Here is a 24,078-nt window from a genome sequence, read left to right as displayed (position 1 = left end):
GCAGGCAATGCCTCAGAACGGCATCTTGAAGCCCGGCGGCAGTTGCATGCCGGCGGTCATGCCGCCCATCTTTTCCTGGCTGTTGGCCTCGACCTTGCGCACCGCATCGTTCACGGCCGCTGCGATCAGGTCTTCCAGCACTTCCTTGTCTTCCTGCATCAGGCTGTCGTCCAGGCTGATGCGCTTGACGTCATGGCGACCGGTCATCACCACGCTGACCAGGCCGGCGCCCGATTGGCCGGTCACTTCGGCGTTGGCCAGCTCTTCCTGCATCTTGGCCATTTTTTCCTGCATCTGCTGTGCCTGCTTCATCAGGCCGGCCATGCCACCTTTCATCATGGGAATCACCTCGGTATCAAGTTACTTGGCACACCGCGGCAGACCGCGGTGCTGGGGTAAACGGATTAGTCGCCCTGGGCCACCAGGGCGTCGACAGGTTCAATAGTATCGTGACGCACGGTGGCGCCGAACTGCTGGATCATCTGCTGGATGAACGGATCGTTCTCGATCGACGCCTCGGCCTCGCGCTGACGGTCGGCACGCTTGCGCGACGCGGCCTGGGCCGGGGTTTCCTGCTCGGGGCGGATCAGTTCGATGCTCAGGTTCAGGGTACGCCCAAGGTGCTGGTTGAGCGCATCGTTCAGGCGCCGCTGCTGGGTGGCGTTGAACAGGGCGCTGTGCGCCGGGTCCAGGTGCAGCAGCCAGTTGTCGCCGTCCATCGCGATCAGCGTGCAGTTGGCGGCGATGCTGCCGGTCATGCCCGAAATCGGCAGCAGCGGGAACATCTCCAGCCATTGCAACGCCAGGCCGGTGGCCGGTTGCGCGGCAGGCTCTGGCTCGGGCTCCGGTGCAGGCTCCGGCGCGGTCTCGCTGGCCAGCTCGTCCAGGTAGCTGTAGCCCACCGGGTCGATCTCGGCGTCGTAGTAATCTTCGTCCAGCGGTGGCTCGTCGTCGCGCTCCATGCCCGCCGGGCTATAGCTGGCGTGGTCGGCGATCGGTGGCTCGTCGTGATGCGCGATGGCCGGCGCGGGCGCGGCTGGCACGGGCGCAGCAATCGCCTCGGGTTCAGGTTCGGGCTGCGGCTCGGGTTCCGGCTCGGGTTCAGGCGCCGCAGCGAGCTCGGGCGCAGGCGCGGCCGGCTCGTTCCAGGGCAGGTCGACCTCGGGCACGGGCGGCTCGGCAACCTGCGCTTGCAGCACTGGCGCAGCCTGCACCGGCGGCTCGGGTTCGGGCTGCGGGCGGGCAACAGGTTCGGCAACGGGCGTGGGCACGACCGGTGCAGCCACCACCGGCGCGGCGACCGCTGCCACCGCGGGTGGGGAGTCAGCTGTGGCCTGGCTGATCCCCGTCGACTTTAGCGTCGGTGTCGGCGCATCGACGGTGTCGGCCGGGCGGAACGCCAACATGCGCAACAGCACCATCTCGAAGCCGCCACGCGGGTCGGGGGCCAGCGGCAGATCGCGCCGGCCGATCAGGCCCATCTGGTAATAGAACTGCACATCTTCGGCCGGCAGAGCGCCGGCCAGCGCCAGCACGCGGTCACGATCACCCTGGCCGTTGTCCACCGCCTCGGGCAGCGCCTGGGCCACCGCCACGCGGTGCAGCACATTGAGCATTTCAGACAGCACGCCGTTCCAGTCCGGCCCCTGCTCGGCCAGGTGCCGCACGGCTTCGAGCAGGGCTCGTGCGTCCCCTTCGAGCAGGGCCTGGAGCACGCCATAGACCTGGCCGTGATCGAGGGTGCCGAGCATGGCGCGCACATCCGCCGCCAGCACCTTGCCTTCGCCAAAGGCGATGGCCTGGTCGGTGAGGCTCATGGCATCGCGCATCGAACCGTCGGCGGCGCGGCCCAGCAACCACAGGGCGTCGTCTTCGAACGGCACGTTCTCGACCCCGAGCACATGGCTCAGGTGCTCGACCACCCGCTCGGGGGTCATGTTCTTGAGCGAGAACTGCAGGCAGCGCGACAGGATGGTGGCGGGCAGCTTCTGCGGGTCGGTGGTGGCAAGAATGAACTTGACGTAGGGCGGCGGCTCTTCAAGCGTCTTGAGCAAGGCGTTGAACGAGTGGCTGGAGAGCATGTGCACTTCGTCGATCAGGTAGACCTTGAAGCGCCCGCGGCTTGGCGCGTACTGCACGTTGTCGAGCAGCTCGCGGGTATCCTCGACCTTGGTGCGGCTGGCGGCGTCGATCTCGATCAGGTCGACGAAGCGCCCCTCGTCGATCTCGCGGCACACCGAACAGGTGCCGCACGGTGTCGAGGTAATGCCGGTTTCACAGTTGACGCATTTGGCGATGATGCGCGCGATGGTGGTCTTGCCCACCCCGCGGGTGCCGGTGAACAGGTAGGCGTGGTGCAGCCGCTGGTTGTCCAGCGCGTTGATCAGGGCCTTGAGCACATGGGTCTGGCCGACCATTTCGCGGAACGAGCGCGGACGCCATTTACGTGCAAGAACCTGATAACTCATCGAAAACCGTCGGATAGATAGACCAAAGACCGCTAATCCTAGCGGAGCAGGGGCAAAAATGCATCCGCCGTGCATGGGCACGCCGGCCAGTCACCGTTGATCGGACAACGGCCCGGGCTGGCCGGTTGCCTGTCCTCTGGCTGAACACGCGCCAGGCAAAGCTTGGTAACCTATGTGCCAATCGTGAAACAAACTGATATATGTCAGCACGACTTATCAGTCATTTCCTACAAGCTAGGCTAAGCTTTATGCCGTTCGTGCCGACCTTGTTCAAGAACGGCATCCATCGTGCAGATGCGCTGCACAGGCAGCGACAAAACAGTCAAACTTATGGCGGTATTTTTTTAACTCGGCGAAAATGCGAAAAACCAGCCCAGAAATAAACAAAATATTGACACTATCAGTTTGATATCACACATTAGCATCCTAGCAGTGTGACAGACCTTATCTGCCCCAGCAGTTGATCAGATAGCCGTAGGCCGGGATTACACATATGAGTCATGCAGACGACATTGGAAATCTGTTCACCAGGTTTGGGGCAAGTGCGGACAGCTATAAAGAAATCGACACCGAGTTCGAATACCTCGAACCCGCGCTGACGGTGGCTGAACCGATCACACCTGCTGCCGCGCCCGAGCCGGTTGCCCCGGTGGCCGCGACCCTGGCGGCCCTGAAGCTGCCGCCGACCCTGGCATCGGTGCCTGCGCCGGTACAGGCACCAGCTCCTGCGCCGGCAGTCGTTGCGGTGCCCGCGCCCGTGAAGCGTATACCGCCCGCTCCCGAACCGGCTGCACAGCCCGCCGGCGCCCCCCTGTCGCTGCGTGAACAACTCGAAGCGGCGGCTCGCCTGCGCCATGCCACGGCCCAGGGGCTGAATCAGGGTGCACTGGAGCATGCCATGCACAAACCGGCACCGACACGCCCCCAGGCCAGCATCATCGCTGTGGTTTCGGCCAAGGGTGGTGTGGGCAAGACCACCTTTGCCGCCGCGCTGGCCAAGCTGCTGGAGCGCCCGCACGGTCGCGTGGTGGCACTGGACCTGGACCCGCAGAACAGCCTCGCCAGCCAACTGATGCTGCCGCGTACCGCCCCCGGTCTGAGCCAGGCCACCGACAGCGACGAACCCTGGAGCATCCACTGCCACCCAGTGCCCGACTCGACCGCCGAATGCCTGCCATTCGGGCACGCCGACGCCACCCAGTTGCGCAGCCTGGAGCAGCGCCTGGCCAACCAGCCTGGCTGGCTGCTGCAGCAATTGGCAACGCTGGCACTGACACCCGCTGACGTACTGATCATCGACCTGCCCACCGGCGCCACCCCATGGCTTGCGCCAGTGCTGGAGATGGCCGACCAGGTGGTGGCCCTGACCCTGCCGACTCCAGCCGCCTACCGCGTGCTGGATGAACTGCAGGCCTGGCTTGCGCCCCTGCACCAGCGCAGCCCCGCGCCGCGCTGCGGCTACCTGATCAACAAGGTCGACCCCACCCGCGCGCTGGACCTGGACATGTGCCAGGTACTGCGCCAGCGCATCGGTCGCGAGCTGCTGGGCATGGTCCGTCTCGACCACAGCCTGGACGAAGCCCAGGCCTTCGAATTCGATCCGTTCGTCAAGGTGCCCGACAGCCCTGCCTGCCAGGACCTGCGCGACGTGGCGCATGCCCTTGGCGCCCACCTCGCCCATCACCACCAACAGTCCGGTACCCCATGACCGCCCCCTTAGACCAGGCGTCTGCAGTGCAGGCGCCCAACACGGTTGCGCGCTTGAATGTCTGGCTCGAACGCTTCGGGCAATGGCCCGCCCCGGTGCTGCGCGCGCTGAAGATCGGTGCCGGCCTGATCGGCGCCCTGCTGCTGGTGGCCGTGGTCACCGCCCCCCTGGAGCTGGAGCGCCAGTTCGCCTTCGCCGCCCTGTGCTTCGCCGGCCTGCTGATACTGCGCAAGCTGCCCGGGCGCCTGCCGGTGCTGGCCATGGTGGTGTTGTCGCTGGTGGCCACCCTGCGTTATGTGTACTGGCGCGTCACCGACACGCTGGGCTTCGACAGCTGGCTGGACATCGTGTTCGGCTACGGCCTGGTGGCAGCAGAGTTCTATGCCCTGGTGGTGCTGGCGTTCGGCTACATGCAGACCGCCTGGCCCTTGCAGCGCAAGCCCAAGATTCTTACCCAGGACCCCAAGGACTGGCCCACGGTGGATGTGTTCATCCCCACCTACAACGAAGCGCTGAGCATCGTGAAGCTGACGATCTTCGCCGCCCAGGCCATCGACTGGCCGCGCGACAAGCTGCGCGTGCACGTGCTGGATGATGGCCGCCGCGACGATTTTCGCGAGTTCTGCCGGCAGATCGGGGTCAACTACATCGTGCGCGCCGACAACGTCCACGCCAAGGCCGGCAACCTCAACGAGGCCCTGAAGGTCACCGACGGCGAGTACATCGCCATTTTCGACGCCGACCACGTGCCCACGCGCTCCTTCCTGCAGGTGGCGATGGGCTGGTTCCTCAAGGACCCGAAACTGGCCCTGCTGCAGACCCCGCACTTCTTCTTTTCGCCCGACCCGTTCGAGAAGAACCTCGACACGTTCCGCTCGGTGCCCAACGAGGGCGAGCTGTTCTACGGCCTGGTGCAGGACGGCAACGACCTGTGGAACGCCACCTTTTTCTGCGGCTCGTGTGCAGTGATCCGCCGCAGCCACCTGCTGGAAGTGGGCGGCGTGGCCATCGAGACGGTGACCGAAGATGCGCACACCGCGCTCAAGCTCAACCGCAAGGGCTACAACACCGCGTACCTGGCGATCCCCCAGGCTGCGGGCCTGGCCACCGAGAGCCTGTCGCGGCACATCAGCCAGCGCATCCGCTGGGCACGCGGCATGGCGCAGATCTTCCGTACCGACAACCCGTTCATCGGCAAGGGCCTGAGCTTCGGCCAACGCGTGTGCTACGTGAACGCCATGCTGCACTTCTTCTACGGCCTGCCGCGCCTGGTCTTCCTGACCGCGCCGCTGGCGTACCTGATCTTCGGCGCGCAGATCTTCCACGCCTCGGCGCTGATGATCACCGCCTACGTACTGCCGCACATCTTCCACGCCAGCCTGACCAACTCGCGTATCCAGGGGCGCTTTCGCCATTCGTTCTGGAACGAGGTCTACGAGTCGGTGCTGGCCTGGTACATCATGCGCCCGGTACTGGTGGCGCTGATCAACCCCAAGCTTGGCGGCTTCAACGTGACCGACAAGGGCGGCATCATCGACAAGGAATACTTCGACTGGGAGCTGGCGCGCCCCTACATCATCCTGCTGACCCTGAACCTGATCGGCATGGTGTTCGGTGTGGTGCAACTGATCTGGGGCGACCCGGCCGCAGCCATCACCATCATCATCAACCTGGCCTGGACGATCTACAACGTGATCATCACCAGCGCTGCCGTTGCGGTTGCCAGTGAAACCCGCCAGGTGCGTTCCGAGCCGCGCGTGCGCGCCGAGCTGCCGATTCAGGTGCAGACCGCCGACGGCACCACCATCGACTGCACCACCGTGGACTTCTCGCAAAAGGGCGTGGGCTTCAAGCTTCCCGAGGGCCAGAGCCTGCACAAGGGCCAGGACATCCAGGTGATCCTGATGCGCAAGCAGCAGGCCTGCGTACTGCCGGCCACCGTGGTGTTCAGCCGTGGCGCCATGGTCGGGGTGCAGTTCAAGCCGCTGACCTTGCGCCAGCAGAGCGACTTCGTGCGCCTGACCTTCTCGCGGGCCGACACCTGGGCCGCAACCTGGGGTGGCAGCAAGCCCGACACCCCGTTGAGCGCCCTGCACGATGTGAGCCGCATCGGCGTGCGCGGCATCATGGACCTGGCCCAGGCGACCCTCAGCGCCTTGCGCCATCGTCGCTACAAGCGCAAGCAAGCCCCCACCCACCTCGAACCTTCGTTGGACTCGCAATGACCGTCATGCTTCATACCGACCAACAAGTGAACCTGTCGCGCCGTTCTCGCCGTCTGCTCGCCGGCTCGCTGCTGTGCCTGGGCAGCCTGCTGCAACCTGCCCAGGCCGATGAGGTCGCGGCCAGCGCAGCGGCGCCCGCCACGGAGCCCGCCGCCAGCGAAACGGCGCCGGCGGCACCGGATGCGGCCGGCGAAAAGTACCAGCTCAGCCTCAAGCAGCTGGGCAAGAACTACACCATGAGCCTGCGTGGCGTGGAGTCGACCGACACGGTCAACTTCGACGTGCGGGCCGACGAGGTGGTGACCGGCGCGCAACTGACCCTGCAATACACCTATTCGCCAGCGCTGCTCAGCGACCTCTCGCAGATCAACATCATGGTCAACGACGAAGTGGCCGCCAGCCTGCCGTTGCCCAAGGAAAACGCCGGCGTCCTGCAAAAGCAGGTGATCGACATTCCGCCGTACCTGATCACCGAGTTCAACCGGCTCGGCGTGCAGTTGATCGGCCACTACACCATGCAGTGCGAAGACCCGCTGCATTCGAGCCTGTGGGCCAAGATCAGCAACGAAAGCCAGTTGAGCCTGCAGGTCAAGCCGGTGGTGCTGCCCAACGACCTGGCCCTGCTGCCGCTGCCGCTGTTCGATCGTCGCGACCCACGCGCCCTGAGCCTGCCGTTCGTGTTTGCCGTGGCCCCCGACAACACCACCCTCGAAGCGGCGGGCGCGGTGTCGTCGTGGATCGGTGCACTGGCCAGCTACCGTGGCGCAAACTTCCCCACCAACCTGCACAGCCTGCCCGCCAGCGGCAACGCGGTGGTGCTGGTCAACACCGCCGAGGCCAACCAGGTCGAGGGCCTGACGCTGCCCGACCTCAAGGGCCCGACCCTGTCGCTGGTGAGCAACCCCAACGACCCGCACGGCAAGCTGCTGGTCATCGCCGGACGCGACAGCGCCGAACTCAAGCGCGCCGCCACCGCCCTGGTGATCGGCTACCGCAGCTTCTCCGGCCCCAGCGTGCAGATCGACACCGTCAATGCGCTGCAGCCACGCCAGCCGTATGACGCGCCCAACTGGCTGCCGACCGATCGCCCGGTGCGCCTTGGCGAGCTGATCGACCCGCGCCAGCTCAATGTGTCGGGCTACAACCCCGGCATGATCACCGTGCCGGTGCGCCTGCCACCCGACCTGTTCAACTGGCGCGAACAGGGCGCCCGGCTGGACCTCAAGTACCGCTACACCCCACAGCAGACCTCGTCCAACTCTTCGCTGCTGGTGAGCTTCAACGATACTTTCATCAAGTCGATGAACCTGCCCTCGATCGAGCGCCTGGGCGGCGGCGACAGCCTGCTGGCAGCCCTGAAGAAAGACGACAGCATCGCCCGCGAGGCGAGCATGCTGCTGCCGCTGGACTCGGTCGCCCTGCAGTCGCGCCTGCAGTTCCGCTTCATGTACGACTACATCAAGCAGGGTGAATGCCGCGACATCATCATCGACAACATGCGCGGCGCCATCGACCCGGACTCCACCCTGGACCTGAGCGGCTACGACCACTTCATCGCCATGCCCAACCTGGGCGTGTTCAAGGACAGCGGCTTCCCGTTCACGCGCCTGGCCGACCTGTCCGACTCGGCGGTGATCCTGCCGGACAACGCCGGCAGCGCCGACTGGAGCGCCTACCTCACCGTGCTCGGACGCTTTGGCGACTCCACCGGCTACCCGGCCACCGCCGTCACCGTGGCCCAGGCCGGCCAGGTCGATGCCCTGGCCGACAAGGACCTGCTGGTGCTGGCTTCCGGCGACAACCAGCCACTGCTCAAGACCTGGGCCGACTACCTGCCCAGCAGGACCCAGGACGCCAGGCATTACGTGGAGTTCTCCGACCTGCCGATGCGCCTGCGCGAATGGATCAGCCCCGATCCCAAGGCCAGCCTGCGCGCCGCGCGCGGTGCGCTCACCTTCACCGGCGAGAACCGCAGCTCGTACGTCACCGGGTTCGAGTCGCCGCTCAAGAGCGGGCGCAGCGTGGTGGTGCTGTCCAGCCCGCAGCCGCAGAACCTGGTGGAGGTCACCGACGCCCTGATCGGCGGCGAACAGTACACCCAGGCACTGCAAGGCAGCCTTGTGGTGATCAACGGCAGGAATGTCGAATCGCTGGTGGCCGAGCAGGCTTACTACGTGGGGCACCTGGGGCCGTTCCGTTACATCCAGTGGCTGCTGTCCCAGCATGTACCGGCGCTGCTGCTGTTGACCCTGCTGGGGGTTGCCCTGGTCAGCCTGGTGGCGTTCTTCTCGCTGCGCGCCCAGGCCAAACGTCGCCTCAACATCGAGTAATCGCATGCCTCTGCCAACCGGACACACCGCACCGTTGCCCGCCAGGCGTTCGCGCTCGCTGCTGCGCCGCCTGCTGGGCGCCAGCGCCCTTACCCTGCTGCTGCCCGGCGTGAGCCAGGCCAACAGCTGCCAGGCCGACCCCTGGCCGTTGTGGCAGGTGTTTCGCCAGCACTTCGTGCAGCCCGACGGGCGCGTGCTCGATGCCAGCACGCCGCAGCAGCACAGCTCGTCCGAAGGCCAGTCCTACGCGATGTTCTTTGCCCTGGTGGCCAACGACCAGGCCAGCTTCGACAAGCTCTGGCTGTGGGCCAGCAACAACCTTGCCGGTGGCGACATCAAGCAGAACCTGCCGGGGTGGATCTGGGGCCTGGACGACAAGGGCCAGTGGCGCCTGCTGGACCACAACTCGGCCTCGGACGCCGACCTGTGGTTCGCCTACGCGCTGAGCGAGGCCGCGCGGCTGTGGAACACCCCGGCCTACAACGCCCAGGCTGCCCAGCTGCTGGCCAATATCAAGGCCCGCGAAGTGGCCGAGCTGCCGGGCCTGGGCATGATGCTGCTGCCCGGCGTGGAGGGCTTTGCCAAGCCCGATCACTTCTGGCAGCTCAACCCCAGCTACCTGCCGGTGCCGGTGCTGCGACGCCTGGCGGTGGTCGACCCCAAGGGGCCGTGGAGCCAGATCGCCCGCAGCACCGCCAGCCTGATCAAGGGCGTGAGCCACAACGGCTATGTGGCCGACTGGGTGGGCTACCGTGCCACCGGCCCGGACAAGGGCCTGTTCGTGATCGACCCGGTCAAGGGCGAAACCGGCAGCTACGACGCCATCCGCACCTACCTGTGGGCCGGCATGACCCCGGCCAAGGACCCACTGGCCAAGCCGATCCTCGACAGCCTCGACGGCATGGCGCGCAGTGTCGCGACCCACGGCGTACCGCCAGAGAAAGTGCAGGTGCAGGCCAACACCAGCAGCGGCGATGGCCCGTTCGGCTTTTCTGCCGCCCTGCTGCCGTATTTCAAGGCGCGCCAGCAACCCTGGCTGCAGGAACAGCAGCGTGCCCGTGTCGACCAGCTGATGAGCAAAAGCCTGAGCCCCGAAGCGCTGCAGGCCAGACAACCCCCTTACTACGACTTCGTGCTGAGCCTGTTCGCCCTCGGCTTCATGGATGATCGTTACCACTTCCTCGACGACGGGAAGCTGCAACCACTCTGGGAGACTTCATGCCCTCGCGCCGCCAAACCCTAGCCATTGGGGTGCTTGCCGCCCTGATCCACAACAGCAGCTTTGCCGAGCTCAGCGAGAACGGCAAGGTCCTGCTGGAACAGGGTCAATACTGGCAGGCCCGCAAAGACACCACCCGCGCCACCGAGGCATGGCGCAAGCTGCTGCTGATCGATCCGCAGCAGGCCGACGCGTTGTACGGCCTTGGCCTGCTGGAGCTTGATGGCAATCGCCCGCAGGGCGCCAAGCGCTACCTCGACCAGCTCAGGCAGGCGCACCCCGGCGAGCGTCAGACCCTGTTGCTGCAACAGGAGATCGCCCTGCACAGCGCCGATAACACCGCGCAACTGGAGCAGGCCCGCCAACTCGCCGAATCGGGCGAGCTGGATCAGGCTGTGGCGGCATACCGCACGCTGTTCAGTGGCAGTGCACCCCAGGGCGAACTGGGCCTGGAGTTCTACAGCTACCTGGGCTACACCGCCACCGGCTGGCAGGAAGCGCGCCAGGGCCTGGAGCGCCTGCAGGGCCAGTCGCCGGACAACCCCAAGATCAAGCTCAACCTGGCCAAGCTGCTGCTGCGCAACGAAAGCACCCGGGTGGAGGGCATTCGCCGGCTGGCGTCCTATGCCAACGACCCGGTGATCGGCAGTGAATCGATCGAGGGCTGGCGCCAGGGCCTGTCCTGGCTGGGTGCGCCGCGCCCCGCCGAGGTGCCGTTGTTCGATGCCTACCTCAAGGCCTACCCGGACGACGAAGAGATCCGCAACCAGCTCAAGAGCGGTGCCCGTGCCAGCCAGGCCAGCGCCGTCCAACGCCAGAACAGCCACCTGGTGCGTGGCTTCAAGGCGCTGGACGCCAACGACCTGCCCCAGGCCGAGCAGTCGTTCCAGGCCCGTTTGCGCGAGCAGGCGCAGGATGCCGACGCCCTCGGCGGGCTGGGCATCGTGCGCCAGCGCCAGGGCCGCCTGGGCGACGCCGATGCACTGTTCAAGCAGGCCATCAGCCGTGGCAACAGCAGCCGCTGGCAGAGCGCCCTGCAAGGCAACCGCTACTGGGTGCTGCTGGACCAGGCCAATGCCGCCCGCGACGCCGGCAATCCGCAAGACGCCCGCGAGCTGCTGCAACGCGCCATCGCGATGAACCCGCGCCAGGTGCAGGGGCCTATCAGCCTGGCCGACCTGCAGGCCGCCCAGGGTCAGTTCGACAGCGCCGAAACCACCTATCGCCAGGCCCTGAGCCTGGATGCCGGCAACCCCGATGCGCTGCGCGGGCTGGTCAGCGTGCTGGCGCAGAACGGCAAGCTGGGCGAAAGCCAGCGCCTGATCGACGGGCTCAGCGATGCCCAGCGCGAACGCCTGGGCGACCTGCGCGTGCTGCGCGCGGCCATCGCCGTAGGCCAGGCCCGCGACGCCGAGCGCAGTGGCGACCTGGCCGGCGCTCGCAAGGCGCTGGAAGAGGCCGTGCGCAACGACCCGCAGAACGTGTGGGCGCGTTACGACCTGGCGCAGGTCTACCTCAAGAGCGATGCCTCCGGCAAGGCGCGCCAGACCATCGACGAGATGCTCAAGGCCAACCCGCAGCGGGCCGAGGCGCTGTATGCCAGCGCGCTGTTCTCCAGCCGCCTGGGCGAGTGGCAGTCGGCCCAGCGCAGCCTGGCGCAGGTGCCCGCGGCCCAGCGCAGCGCCGCCATGCACACCCTGGCCGAAGAGATCGAACTGCACCTGCTGACCCGCCAGGCGGCAGACCTGGCCAAACAGGGCCAGCGCCAACAGGCCATGAAGCTGCTGCAACGCGCCGAACCGGCAGCGGCCAACAACCCCGGCATGCTCTCGGCGCTGGCCGCGACCTATATCGATATCGGCCAGACCGAACATGCGCTGGGCATGCTGCGCACCGCTATTGCCCAGAGCAGCACGCCCTCCCCGTCCCTGCGCCTGGCCTATGCCGGCGCACTGCTCAAGGCCGGCGACGACGTGCAGGTGAACCAGATTCTGCGCGAGCTGCGCAGCCAGCCACTGCAGGCCGGCGACCAGCGCAGCTACGACGACCTGGTGTTCCAGTACACCGTGCGCCAGGCCGACCTGCTGCGTGAAAAGGGCGACCTGGTGGCCGCCTACGACACCCTCGCCCCGGCCCTGGCGCAACGCCCGCAAGACCCGCAGGCAGTGTCGTCGCTGGCGCGCATGTACCTGGACAACCGCAACCCGGCCAAGGCGGTGGAGCTGTTCACCCCGCTGCTGCGCCAGTACCCGGACAATGCCGACGTGCAGATGGGCGCCGCCCAGGCCTTCGTACAGGCCGGCGATGCCGACAAGGCCGAGCGCGCCGTTGAAAAGGCCCTGCAACTGGCCCCGCAGAACCCGCAGATTCTCACCAGTGCTGCCGGCTATTACCGTGGCCGCGGCAAGCTGGCCAAGGCCGAGCAGCTGTATGCCCAGGCCCTGGCCTTGCAGGCGCCGCCGGAGCAGAACGTGCTCAACCCCTTCGGCCAGGCGATTGCCGTCAACCCCTTCGTCGGCCAGCCGGGCCAGCGCAAGCAGTCGCGCCTGAGCGAAACGGTGCTGGCCGAAATTCCCGAGCCGGCACAGACCCAGGTCAGCAGCCGCGCCAGCGAAGCGTTCGACGCACCGGTGCTGCTGGCCAGTCGCGACAACGAACCTGGCCTGCGCACGGCCAGCCAGGCCACGCCGCAGCTCGCCACGCCGGCACCGGTCGACCCGCGCGCCGCGCTGCAGACCGAGCTGGATACGATTCGCGAGGCGCGCAGCCCGCAGATCAAGCAGGGCGTCACCTTTCGCAGTAACGACAGCGAATCGGGGCTGGGCAAGATCACCGATGTAGAGGCGCCGCTGGAGATCAGTTTCCCCGTCGGCGACGATCGCATGGCCTTGCGCGTTACCCCGGTATCGCTCAACGCCGGAGGCGTGAGCAGCGACCCGGCGAATCGCTTCCGCTTTGGCGGCTTTACCGCCGAGCAAATTGCCAACCTGGCCAATGCTGGCACCGAAGCACAGATCGAGCAGGCAGCCTCCGACCTGTTCTTCGGCAGCACCGGCAAACAGAAGGATTCGGGCGTCGGCTTCGCGGTAGCCTATGAGAACCCGTCGCTAGGGCTCAAGAGTGACCTTGGCGTAAGCCCGGTCGGGTTCCTCTACAACACCGTTGTCGGCGGCATCAATCTGGATCGCCCGTTCAGCGAAGGCAGTAACTGGCGTTACGGGCTCAACCTGTCAAGGCGTTCCGTGACCGACAGCCTGACATCCTTTGCCGGTGCCCGCGACGCGCGCAGTGGTCTGGAATGGGGCGGTGTGACTGCCAACGGGGGTCGCCTGCAAGTGGGCTACGACAATCAGCGCTACGGCGTCTACGGCTACGGATCCTGGCACAAGCTGATCGGTCATAACGTCGACGACAATACCCGCACCGAACTGGGCAGCGGTATCTACTGGTACCTGCTGAACAACCAGGACCAGCGCCTGACTGCGGGCTTGAGCGTTTCGGGTACCCACTACGCCGAGAACCAGAGCTTCTTCACCTATGGTCACGGCGGCTACTTCAGCCCACAGAACTTCTTCTCCATCGCCATTCCGGTGAACTGGGCCCATCGCGGGCCGGACTGGAGCTACCAGGTCAACGGCTCAGTCGGCATGCAACATATCGAGCAGGACGGCGCACCTTACTTCCCGCGAGACCCGCGTCTGCAATCGGCATTCGATCAGGCGTCGCAGCTTCTGGCTGAAAACGACGTCGACTTTCGCACCCGTTACTCATCTCAAAGCAAGACCGGCATCGGCTACTCGCTGGGCGCCAGTGGCGAATACCGGCTGGGCGATGGGTTCTTCTTCGGCGGCACCCTGGGTGTGGACAACGCCCGCGACTACCAGCAATGGACCGGTGGCCTGTACCTGCGCTACCTGTTCGACGACGGCCGCGGCGCCATGCCGTTGCCCGTCAACCCGTACCGTTCCCCTTATTCGAATTGATTTGCAGGAGTATCAACCATGGCTAGTTCACTTCTCGCAGGCCTGACCATTCTGATGATCGGCGACAGCCACCTGGCGACCCCCGATTACCTGATCAAGAGCCTGCACGACAACCTCGTGCAGCAAGGTGCCCAGGTGCACTCGCTGGGTATCTGCGGCGCCAATGCTGGCGACTGGCTCAAAGCCACCCCTGGCACCTGCGGCGGTGCCGAGCGCCGTGGCACCGAAAAGCCCGTGGTACTGGGCAGCAAGGCGGCCACCCGGCCGATCGGCGACCTGATCAAGGCCGACAAGCCGGACCTGGTGGTCGTGGTGATGGGCGACACCATGGCCAGCTACACCAAACCGGCCTTCCCCAAGGCCTGGCTGTGGCAGCAGACCACCAGCTTTGCCAAGGAAATCGCCAACACCGGGGCCAAGTGCGTATGGGTCGGCCCCAACTGGGGGACCGAAGGCGGCAAGTACGGCAAGACCTACGCCCGCGTCGAACTGACCTCCAAGTTCCTCGCCGCCAACGTGGCGCCGTGCGACTACGTCGACTCGCTCAAATTCTCCAAGCAAGGCGAGTGGGCCACGGTCGACGGTCAGCATTTGACCGCCCCGGGCTACCTGGCCTGGAGCAAGAAGATCAGCGAAGAGATCGTCAAGGCGCCGGTCGTGACGAGCATCAAGAAATGAAGCGCGCCCTGCACGCTGTACTGCTGGCCCTGCCCGCCGCCCTCGGCGCGGGCCTGGCCCAGGCCGAGATCGCGCTGTACCCCACCGGCCCCAGCGAAGACTCGGCGTTCTTGCGCTTCGTCAACGCGGCCCCCGGCACCCTGCAACTGGTGGCGGACGGCTCCAGGGCCAGCCTGCAGCTGGACGCGGCCAAACCGGTGTCGGCGTACCTGCCGGTACCGGCCAACAAGGCCATCAAGGGCACCCTGAGCCGTGACGGCCAGCGCTCGGCCCTGCAGCTGAGCGTTGCTCCTGGCGAATTCGCCACGGTAGTCGCCCTGCAGGACGCCAGCGGCATCCGGCAACGCGTGGTACGCGAGCAACCCGACGACTTCAATGCGCTGAAGGCTTCGCTGGCCTTCGTCAACCTCGACCCTTCCTGCCAGGGCGCAAGCCTGCGCCCTGCCGGGCGCACGGCGGACCTGTTCAAGGACGCGCCAGAGGCCAGCGTGCAGCGTAGATCGATCAACCCGGTGAAGCTGTCGGTGCAACTGGTGTGCGCCAATGCCAACGTCGGCGGCCCGGTGGACCTGGGCGAACTCAAGGCCGGCGAGCGCTACAGCGTATTGCTGCTGCCCACGGCGAGCGGCCCGCAGCTTGTGCCAGTCACGGACACGCTCTCCAACTGATCGGACGTCTTCACCACCATGGTATTCGCCTCACTCGAGTTCCTGACGCTGTTTTTGCCGATCTTCATGCTGGTGTACGCGCTGAGCCGTCCGGCCTGGCGCAACGGCGTACTGCTGATCGGCAGCTGGCTGTTCTATGGCTGGCTGAGCCCGCTGTTCCTGCTGCTGCACATGGCGCTGACCGTGGTCGCGTGGGTTGGCGGGCTGCTGGTGAACCGCAGCCATGAGGACTCGCGCGGGCGCATACGCCTGCTGGCCGCGCTGATCGTGTTCAATACGCTGGTGCTGTGCTGGTACAAGTACGCCAACATCCTGGCCGCCAACTACAACGAGCTGATCACCTATTACGGTGCATTGCCGATGGAGTGGCAGCGGGTGGCGTTGCCGGCGGGGCTGTCGTTCATCGTGCTGCAGGCGATTTCCTACCTGGTGGATGTGCACCGCCATACCGTGCCGGTAGAGCGCAGTTTCGTGAACTTCGCCACCTACATCTCGATGTTCGGCCACTCGATCGCCGGCCCGATCATCCGCTACGACTGGGTACGCCGCGAGCTCAACCAGCGCTACTTCAACTGGCAGAACTTCTCGCTGGGCGCGCGCCGCTTCATGATCGGCATGTGCATGAAGGTGCTGGTGGCCGATACCCTGTCGCCGCTGGTGGACGTGGCCTTCCACCTGGACAACCCGTCGTTCCTGGACGCGTGGCTGGGCTGCCTGGCGTATTCGCTGCAACTGTTCTTCGACTTTGCCGGCTACAGCTGCATGGCCATCGGCCTGGGCCTGATGCTGGGCTTCCACTTTCCCGAGAACTTCAACCGGCCGTACCTGGCCAGCAGCATCCAGGACTTCTGGCGGCGCTGGCACCTGTCGCTGTCGAGCTGGCTGCGCGACTACCTGTACATCGCCCTGGGCGGCAACCGCCACGGCACCTGGAACACCTACCGCAACCTGTTCCTGACCATGGCCATTGCCGGCCTGTGGCATGGCGGGGACAGCTGGAACTACCTGCTGTGGGGCTCGGCCCACGGTATCGCGCTGTGCGTCGACCGGGCCTGGAGCCGTTCCAGCCTGCCGGCGATCCCCAAGGTGCTGTCGCACACCCTGACGCTGCTGTTCGTGTGCCTGGCCTGGACGCTGTTCCGCGCCCCGGACTTTCATACGGCGCTGTCGATGTACGCCGGCCAGTTCGGCCTGCACGGCTTTGCCCTGGGCGAGGCACTGGCAGCCACCGTACGCCCGGTGCACGGCCTGGCGGCGTTGCTGGGCGTGGCGTGCATCATCCTGCCGATCTGGCAGACACGCGCCGAGCACCGCTTCGCCAGCCGCGCGTGGTTCGTGCATGCCGCTGCCCTGTGGCCCGTGGCCGGCTTCGTGCTGTCGTTCGCGTTGATCGCCAGCCGTGATTCGGTCCCCTTCCTGTACTTCCAGTTCTGATGACGATGAAGACACCTCCTCCCAGTACAGCGCCCACGCCCCCCAGTGCACTGGCCCTGCGCACCAGCCCGATCGCCGGCGTCACCCTGGCGCTGTTCCTGGGTGCCGGCCTGCTGTCGTGTGGCTGGCTGGTGGCCAGCGGCAAGCTCGAGCTGATGCCCGACAAGCACCTGTCCAATGGCCAGGTGCTGCACGGCGAAATCACCCACCGCATTGCCAAGGAGCTGGCCAAGGCGCCGCTGCCGAGCGAGGCCGCCGACCTGGAACGGGCCAGCAGTTGGCTGTTGCTGGGCGACACCGGGCCGCGGGTGCGGCCGGGCTGCACGCAGTGGCTGTTTCTGAGCGATGAACTCAAGCTCGACCGGCACGCGGCCGACAACGCCCAGGCCAAGGCCGATGCGGTGATCGCCCTGCAACGCAGCTTGCAGCAACGGGGTATCCGCCTGCTGGTGAGCGTGGTGCCGGACAAGAGCCGAATCGCCGCCAGCGAGCTGTGCGGGTTGACTCGCCCCACGGCCTCGCAGGCGCGCATCCAGCAGTGGGCGCAGAAACTCCAGGCGGCCGGCGTGACCACCCTGGACCTGACTGCCAGCCTGCAGCCGCTGGGCGCCAGTGCGTTCCTGCGTACCGATACCCACTGGAGCGAAGCCGGCGCCCAGGCCGCTGCCCAGGCCATTGCCGAGCAGGTCAAGGGCATGGGCTTGAGCGCCACCCCCAGCAAGACCTTCGACACCCGCCAGGAGCCTCTGGCACCGCGCCCCGGGGACCTGGTACGGCTGGCCGGCATCGATTGGCTGCCAGTGGCCTTGCAGCCGCCGCAGGAACAGGTGGCGCCAACGGTCATCACCGAGCGGGCCGAGGCCGTCAGCGATGCGGGCGACAATCTCGATGACCTGTTCGGCGACGACAACCTGCCGAACGTCGCGCTGATCGGCACCTCGTTTTCGCGCAACTCGAGCTTTGTCGGCTTTCTGCAACGTGCGCTGTCGGCGCCTGTGGGCAACTTCGCCAAGGACGGCGGCGAATTCTCCGGAGCCGCCAAGGCCTACTTCGACAGCCCGGCGTTCAGGCAGACGCCGCCACAGCTGGTGATCTGGGAGATACCCGAGCGCGACCTGCAGACGCCCTATGCGGGTGACGTGCAGCTGCCCCCCAAGCCATGACGCACCACGCCCGCTGCGCGCGTTGGCACGGCGCGGCGGGCGCTGGCGAATGCTCAGGCAAGCTTTTTCAGATCTGCCGCTGAATCGAACGTGGTGAAGTGGTAGATGCCGTGGATCTTCTCCAGCTGGCAACACCAGCCCTCCTGCTCGCCGGCTTGCACCACGAACCTCAGTTCTTCGATACCCGCCATGTTGGCGGCAGCTTCGAGCAGGGTCTTGACGCGCTTTTCGACAAGGGCGTCGTAGGCCAGTTCGTATGATTTCTCCCAGGTGGCGTCGGCATTGCGAAATCGCTTCCAGTTATCGTCCTTGAGCACCTTGCAAAAGGCCACGCGCTGAACTTCGCCGGTATTGGACAGGTCGAGGGACAACAGGCAGAGGGTCATGGTGGGCTCCCATAAGCAGTGAAATTCCCTTGCAACCTAGTCACTCACTTTTCATCCATCAATGCTAAATGGCCATCACCTGAGAGTTAAAATAATTCAAGAATTTACCAAAAAACAGAAACTAAACAACTTAGCCAAGGCCATGTAGGAAAGTTACTACGCAAAGAAACACGAGCTATAAAGTCTTTTTATGGAACAAAGGGCTTTCAGGCACTTTAAAATAAACAGAAACATTCAAAGGCGTGCCGTTTCGGCGCAATTACAGCGTCTTGAAGCGAGCGCTGCGCTTCTGCAATCATGCCCGCCGGGCGCTGCCAGCGGGCAGCGTCGTCCCTTAGCGCACCGCACAAAGGAATGACTCAATGATCAGGGTATTGCTTTCGCTGGACCTCACCAACAAGGAATCGGAACGAGACAACTTCAACAACTTCCTGGCAGAACAACAATGGAAGAAGTTGGCTGGTGTGAATACCGTCTGGGCCATCGAGTATGATGATTTCAGCCAGACCAACGAGCAACATGTGACAAACGTCAAAAGAGACCTGTCCAAAGTTCTGCTCACCGCGGCACGGGAATTCAAACCGGACCGTATTACCTACGTTGCACAGATAGCCAACATTGAATGTATCGGGCGCTATATCTACCGGGAGGGTGGCGATTACAAGGCGTTCATTTACGAGCCCTGCTGATAGCGCTGAAGAGAGTGAAGTGTCTGCGACAGTGATCCGGTCGCAGGCATTTTTCGTGCGCGCGAAGGGAAAGCAGTGCACTGCATGCGTATTCGGGGGAAAGGGAACTGGATAGAGGCGGCCCCTGGCAGACAAGGGCTTGCGTTATGGAGGCAACCCCACCAGCCACACCCCGGCACACGATGTTCCCGCTGTGGCTGCTCCCTTCCGGGCCTGACCAGGTTTACGGGTAATCGTTGCGGGGGGACCGATGGGGTCACCATAACGATGCTCGCCTGGCAGCGAGCGGGGCCATTGTACCGGTCTGACGCGAAGTTACAACCTCTGTACCGTGAAAAAACCACTCTGGCTCAAGGACTTGTGACTGCCGCCGGGGCATCGCCCTGGATCACGCAGTGAATGAAGTGCAGCTTGGCCACCACCGGCGCACTCAGCACGAACGGGTAGAAGTCGGTCTGGCCCATGCTGCGTGACAGCTCGTTGAGCATCGCCGACAGCTCCACCCAGGCATTGATGAACGCCAGGAACGCAGGCGCCCCAGGGTGCTCGGGCTGGTACAGGCTGCGGGCATCGAACGGCGGATAGTCCAGGTCCATCACCGAGGCGTCCATGCCCAGCGCAAGGGCGGTGTCCACCGCATCGGTCATGTGCAGGTAGTGCGCCCAGGTTTCGGCCCAGTCCTCCCAGGGGTGCATGGTGGCATAGGCGCTGACGTGGGCGACGGCCCAGTCCAGCGGAGCACCTTGCTGGTAGTGGCGCTCCATGGCCTGGGCGTAGCTGGCGCGCTCGTCGCCGAACAGGCGGCGGAAGTCCTGCAGCCAGGCGCTGCTGGCCACCAGACGGTCCCAGTAGTAATGCCCGATCTCGTGGCGCAGGTGGCCCAGCACGGTCCGGTAGGGCTCCTGAAGCTGCACGCGCACCTGCTCGCGCCAGTCGTCGTCGGCTTCGCGGATATCCAGGGTGATCAGGCCGCCAGCGTGGCCGGTGGTGGGGGGATTGCCGGCAATGTCGATGCCGATGAAGTCGAAGGCGATGCCCTCGCCGGCTGCGCCTTGCTTGGGCGTGACCGGCAACCCCAGGTGCAGCAGTTGCGCAATCAGGCGGCGCTTGGCGGTTTCCAGCTTGCGCCAGCGCAGGTGGTTTTCGGTGAACGACAGGTCGGGGATGGTGCGGTTGAGGCGACAGGCCAGGCAGAACGCTTCGGGGTCGTCGACAGCCAGCAGCCAGTTGCAGCAAGCCGGGGTGTCGAGGTTGGCGCAACGCTTGAGCGGGCCGAGTTCTGGCTGGCCGTCCAGGTACCACTGGCCGTCCACAGCGGCCGGCAGCAAGGTACCGACATGGTGGGTATCGGGCCAGTAGCCCAGCGACGCCTGGCAGGCCAGGCATTGGCTGTTGCGAAAGAACACGGACTGTCCGCACTCGCATTGCCACACGCGCGTGCTGCGGCGTGCCTGGCTGACGAAGGGTGCGGCGATACGGGCGACGAGCTGTTCGAAGAATGGGTACATGGGGCCACCTCCTGGCTGGAGCCTAGCCTACACCATGTGCGTGACAGCGCTTGCGGTGTGCCTGACGCACCGTGCGCTCAGGTGTTGCGAGCGCTTCGCGCTCGATCGCGGGTCAAGCCCGCTCCCACGCCCTTCGGGCAGAAGCGGGCCGCGTGACCGCTACACCGCTATGCCCTGCTCCGACAGAAACGCCACGAACGCATCCTCATCCAACACCCTGAGCCCCAGCTCAGTGGCCTTGGCCAACTTGGAGCCTGCCCCCGGGCCCGCCACCACGCAGTGGGTCTTGGCCGAAACAGACCCCGCCACCTTGGCCCCCAGGCTCTCCAGCTTGTCCTTGGCGACATCCCGGCTCATGCGCTCCAGCGAACCGGTCAGCACCCAGGTCTGCCCCGCCAGCGGCAAGCCCTGGGCAACCTTCTTCTCGCTCTCCCAGTGCATGCCGAACTCGCGCAGTTGCGCCTCGACGCTGCGCGCCAGCGCCTGGTTGGCCTCGACCAGGAAGAATTCGCGCACCGCATCAGCCTGCTTGGCTGCCAGCGCCTGGCGCAGGTCGATGCCGTCGGCGGCAATGATGCGCTCAAGGCTTTGCAGCTTGGCCACCAGCTTCTCGGCACCCGTCGGGCCGACAGAAGGGATGTCGAGCTTGGCGATCAACCCGGCCAGAGTCGTACTGGCCGCGAACTCGGCGGCCAGCTCGCCCTCCTCCTGCAACTGCAGGCCGTTCTCGAGCAGTTGCGCGATGACGCTGCGGTTATGTTCGTCCTCGAAGAAGTTGTGGATCTCGTGCGCCACTTCCAGGCCGATATCCGGCAGGTAGGTCAGCACCTGCGGCAACGCCACCATCACGCGCTGCAACGAGCCCAGCGAGCGCGCCAGCACCTTGGCGGTCTCCTCGCCCACATCCGGGATGCCAAGGGCGTAGATGAAGCGTGCCAGGCTCGGGCGCTTGCTGTCGGCAATGGCAGCCAGCAGCTTGTTGCTGGACACCTCGGCAAAGCCTTCGAGGTCGACGATGTCTTCGAATTTCAAGCGGTACAGGTCTGCCGGCGAGGCAATCAGCCCTTCATCCACCAACTGCTCGACGCTCTTCTCGCCCAGGCCCTCGATGTCCATGGCGCGGCGCGACACGTAGTGGATGATCGCCTGCTTGAGCTGCGCGCGGCAGGCCAGGCGGCCGACGCAGCGGTACACCGCGCCTTCGCTGACGGTTTCCTTGCCCTTGCTGCGCTTGACCAGCTGGGTGCGCTCGACCTGCGAGCCACACACCGGGCACTGGGTAGGGATGTGCACCGTACGCGCATCGGCCGGGCGACGCTCGGTGACCACCTGCATCACCTGCGGGATGACATCACCGGCACGGCGGATGATCACCGTATCGCCGATCATCACCCCCAGGCGCGCCACTTCGTCCATGTTGTGCAAGGTGGCATTGGCCACGGTCACGCCGGCCACCTTGACCGGCTTGAGCCGTGCGACGGGCGTTACCGCACCGGTGCGACCAACCTGGAACTCGACGTCGAGCACCTCGGTCAGCTCTTCCATGGCCGGGAACTTGTGCGCTATCGCCCAGCGCGGCTCACGGGCACGAAAGCCCAGTTCACGTTGCGAGGCCAGGCTGTTGACCTTGAACACCACCCCGTCGATCTCGTAGGGCAGCGCGTTGCGCCGCTCGCCGATGTCACGGTAGTAGTCCAGGCATTCCTTGATGCCGGCGGCATGCCGCAGTTCGCGGCTGATGGGCATGCCCCAGCCCTTTAGCTTTTCGAGGGTGCCGATGTGGGTGTCGGCGATGGCCTCGGACACCTGGCCCACGCCATAGCAGCAGAACTCCAGGGGGCGGCTGGCGGTGATCTTCGAATCGAGCTGGCGCAGGCTGCCGGCGGCCGCGTTGCGCGGGTTGGCGAAGGTCTTGCCGCCGATCTGGGCCTGGGCTGCGTTCAGCCGTTCGAAGCCCTCCTTGCTCATGAACACTTCGCCGCGCACCTCCAGCACCGCCGGCCAGCCCTTGCCCTGCAGCTTGAGCGGCACGTTGCGGATGGTGCGCACGTTGACGCTGATGTCTTCGCCGGTGGTGCCGTCGCCACGGGTGGCGCCCTGCACCAGCAGGCCGTCACGGTACAGCAGGCTGACCGCCAGGCCGTCGAGCTTGGGTTCGCAGCTGTAGTCCACCGCCGCCCCTGCGCCGAACAGGTCGCCGGTCGGCAGGTCGAGGCCTTCGACCACGCGCCGGTCGAACTCGCGCAGGTCATTTTCCTCGAAGGCGTTGCCCAGGCTCAGCATCGGCACCTCGTGACGCACCTGGGTGAAGGCCGAGAGCGCCGCGCCGCCCACCCGCTGGGTGGGGGAATCGGGGGTGACCAGCTCGGGGTGTTCGGCCTCAAGGGCCTGCAGCTCGCGGAACAGGCGATCGTATTCGGCGTCCGGGACGCTTGGCTCGTCGAGCACGTAGTAGCGGTAGTTGTGCTGGTCGAGTTCGGCGCGCAGTTCGAGGATGCGGGTTTGGGCGGTCATGTGTCGTCTCTTGCAAAGCAAAAGAGCAGCTCGGGGCTGCTCTTGGCGTTCAAATCGGTGGATCGGCGGGGCAGCTTTCGCCGGCAAGGCCAGCTCCTGCAGGGAGCGGCCATACCTGTCAGCGTTTCTGGGTCAGGGCGCGGCGCTCGAATTCGACGATGCGCTGGCGGTAGTGTTCGATGGTCTGCGCGGTCATCACGCTGCGCTGGTCATCCTTGAGCTCGCCGTTCAGTTCATGGGCCAGCTTGCGCGCCGCCGCCACCATCACGTCGAACGCCTGCTTGGGATGGCGCGGGCCCGGCAGGCCAAGGAAGAAGCTGACCGCACGGGTGCTGAAATGGTCGATGTCGTCCAGGTCGAACACCCCAGGCTTGACCGCGTTGGCCATGGAGAACAGCACTTCGCCATTGCCGGCCATGCTTTCGTGACGGTGGAAGATGTCCATCTCGCCAAAGCGCAGGCCGCTTTCCAGGATGTTCTGCAGCAGCGCAGGGCCCTTGAAGCCGCTCTCGTCGCGGGCAATCACGCTGATCACCAGCACTTCCTCGACCGGCGGCAGGTCCTTGCCTTCGCTGGCACCGAAGCCGGTGCTCTTGGGGCTTTCGTCCGGGAAGTCGTCGTCGGCATTGCCGAACAGGTCAGGCTCGCGTGGCTCGGCCGCCAGGTTCAGGTCGCCCTGCTGCGGCTCGCTGGTACGTTTGGCGCGCTTGGACCCCTTGCCCACCTTCGGCTCGCGCTGCTCGCGCGCAGCCGTCATCGACGGCAGGTCGTGCTCGTCGAGCTGGGGCTCCTTGTGGTCGTCAAGCACCCGCGGCGGGCCCAGCACTTCGGCGCTGGTCTCTTCGTCCGGCAGGTTGGAGAAGCTGCGGTCCAGACGGAATTTCAACTTGCCCTTGCCGCCGCGCATGCGACGCCAGCCGTCAAAAAGAATACCGGCAATGACTATGATGCCGATGACGATCAGCCACTCGCGCAGACCGATTTCCATGTAATCCCGTGCCTCTGTGAAAAATGCTGAAAAATAAAGGGTTTAAACCCCTTTAAAACGTGGCGCCAACTCTATGTTCTGACAGGCGTTTTACCCACGCATAGAAAAATTTACATT

Annotated in this window: 16 protein-coding genes and 1 other RNA gene; 10 read left to right on the top strand and 7 right to left on the bottom strand. The window is 65.4% G+C overall.

Annotated elements, in window-relative coordinates; all coding sequences use genetic code 11:
- Positions 1–12: 12 nt before the first annotated feature.
- Both JZZ72_RS12785 and dnaX read right to left on the bottom strand, forming a co-directional pair.
- The gene (locus JZZ72_RS12785; protein WP_010226011.1) at positions 13–339 is read right to left on the bottom strand and encodes a YbaB/EbfC family nucleoid-associated protein; all 327 of its coding nucleotides are present in this window, start codon (positions 337–339) and stop codon (positions 13–15) included.
- Positions 340–404: 65 nt separating this feature from the next.
- A complete protein-coding gene (gene dnaX, locus JZZ72_RS12780; protein ID WP_058542027.1) occupies positions 405–2,468 on the bottom strand; it encodes a DNA polymerase III subunit gamma/tau in 2,064 nt (687 codons plus the stop codon).
- Between the two features lie 493 nt (positions 2,469–2,961).
- Between dnaX and bcsQ the strand changes: the two genes are divergently transcribed.
- The 9 genes from bcsQ to JZZ72_RS12735 are packed head-to-tail and all read left to right on the top strand — an operon-like array spanning position 2,962 to position 17,876.
- A complete protein-coding gene (bcsQ, locus tag JZZ72_RS12775; RefSeq protein WP_210014530.1) occupies positions 2,962–4,176 on the top strand; it encodes a cellulose biosynthesis protein BcsQ in 1,215 nt (404 codons plus the stop codon).
- A complete protein-coding gene (bcsA, locus tag JZZ72_RS12770; protein ID WP_043862371.1) occupies positions 4,173–6,401 on the top strand; it encodes a UDP-forming cellulose synthase catalytic subunit in 2,229 nt (742 codons plus the stop codon). Before bcsQ ends, bcsA begins: the two co-directional genes overlap by 4 nt.
- Positions 6,398–8,731, top strand: coding sequence for a cellulose biosynthesis cyclic di-GMP-binding regulatory protein BcsB (gene bcsB / locus JZZ72_RS12765; RefSeq protein WP_236066267.1), 2,334 nt, complete (start codon positions 6,398–6,400; stop codon positions 8,729–8,731). Before bcsA ends, bcsB begins: the two co-directional genes overlap by 4 nt.
- A gap of 4 nt (positions 8,732–8,735) precedes the next feature.
- Positions 8,736–9,974, top strand: a complete 1,239-nt coding sequence (gene bcsZ, locus JZZ72_RS12760) for a cellulose synthase complex periplasmic endoglucanase BcsZ (protein ID WP_210014529.1) — start codon at positions 8,736–8,738, stop codon at positions 9,972–9,974.
- Positions 9,950–13,933, top strand: a complete 3,984-nt coding sequence (locus JZZ72_RS12755) for a cellulose biosynthesis protein BcsC (RefSeq protein WP_210014528.1) — start codon at positions 9,950–9,952, stop codon at positions 13,931–13,933. Before bcsZ ends, JZZ72_RS12755 begins: the two co-directional genes overlap by 25 nt.
- An 18-nt stretch (positions 13,934–13,951) precedes the next feature.
- Positions 13,952–14,611 carry an SGNH/GDSL hydrolase family protein gene (locus JZZ72_RS12750; protein ID WP_043862368.1) on the top strand — a complete coding sequence of 220 codons (660 nt, stop codon included), beginning with the start codon at positions 13,952–13,954 and terminating at the stop codon, positions 14,609–14,611.
- On the top strand, positions 14,608–15,279 hold the full coding sequence (locus JZZ72_RS12745) for an alginate O-acetyltransferase AlgF (RefSeq protein ID WP_054915585.1): 672 nt from the start codon (positions 14,608–14,610) through the stop codon (positions 15,277–15,279). Before JZZ72_RS12750 ends, JZZ72_RS12745 begins: the two co-directional genes overlap by 4 nt.
- An 18-nt stretch (positions 15,280–15,297) precedes the next feature.
- On the top strand, positions 15,298–16,713 hold the full coding sequence (locus JZZ72_RS12740; protein ID WP_100634380.1) for an MBOAT family O-acyltransferase: 1,416 nt from the start codon (positions 15,298–15,300) through the stop codon (positions 16,711–16,713).
- Positions 16,713–17,876 (top strand): alginate O-acetyltransferase AlgX-related protein, encoded by a 1,164-nt coding sequence (locus JZZ72_RS12735; RefSeq protein ID WP_210014527.1) that lies wholly within the window; start codon positions 16,713–16,715, stop codon positions 17,874–17,876. Before JZZ72_RS12740 ends, JZZ72_RS12735 begins: the two co-directional genes overlap by 1 nt.
- A gap of 53 nt (positions 17,877–17,929) precedes the next feature.
- Here JZZ72_RS12735 and JZZ72_RS12730 read toward each other — a convergent pair whose 3' ends face one another.
- Positions 17,930–18,262 carry a hypothetical protein gene (locus JZZ72_RS12730; RefSeq protein WP_043862365.1) on the bottom strand — a complete coding sequence of 111 codons (333 nt, stop codon included), beginning with the start codon at positions 18,260–18,262 and terminating at the stop codon, positions 17,930–17,932.
- A gap of 362 nt (positions 18,263–18,624) precedes the next feature.
- On the opposite strand from JZZ72_RS12730, the gene JZZ72_RS12725 reads away from it, so the two are divergent.
- Positions 18,625–18,951 (top strand): hypothetical protein, encoded by a 327-nt coding sequence (locus tag JZZ72_RS12725; RefSeq protein ID WP_043862364.1) that lies wholly within the window; start codon positions 18,625–18,627, stop codon positions 18,949–18,951.
- A 156-nt stretch (positions 18,952–19,107) separates the two neighbouring features.
- Here the strand turns inward: JZZ72_RS12725 and ffs are convergent.
- From ffs to zipA, 4 genes are all read right to left on the bottom strand, one after another.
- Positions 19,108–19,204, bottom strand: an RNA gene (gene ffs / locus JZZ72_RS12720) — signal recognition particle sRNA small type.
- 97 nt (positions 19,205–19,301) lie between these two features.
- On the bottom strand, positions 19,302–20,459 hold the full coding sequence (locus JZZ72_RS12715) for a zinc-binding metallopeptidase family protein (protein ID WP_100634374.1): 1,158 nt from the start codon (positions 20,457–20,459) through the stop codon (positions 19,302–19,304).
- A 159-nt stretch (positions 20,460–20,618) separates the two neighbouring features.
- Positions 20,619–22,973 carry an NAD-dependent DNA ligase LigA gene (ligA, locus tag JZZ72_RS12710; protein WP_210014526.1) on the bottom strand — a complete coding sequence of 785 codons (2,355 nt, stop codon included), beginning with the start codon at positions 22,971–22,973 and terminating at the stop codon, positions 20,619–20,621.
- 118 nt (positions 22,974–23,091) lie between these two features.
- Complete coding sequence (zipA, locus tag JZZ72_RS12705) at positions 23,092–23,961, bottom strand: cell division protein ZipA (protein ID WP_043862361.1); 870 nt, start codon at positions 23,959–23,961, stop codon at positions 23,092–23,094.
- Between the last annotated feature and the right edge of the window lie 117 nt (positions 23,962–24,078).

This window comes from Pseudomonas palmensis, assembly GCF_017848315.1.
Taxonomy (GTDB): Bacteria; Pseudomonadota; Gammaproteobacteria; order Pseudomonadales; family Pseudomonadaceae; genus Aquipseudomonas; species Aquipseudomonas palmensis.
The sequence above is the reverse complement of the archived record's forward strand: the minus strand, read 5'-3'. Positions and strand labels throughout refer to the sequence as shown.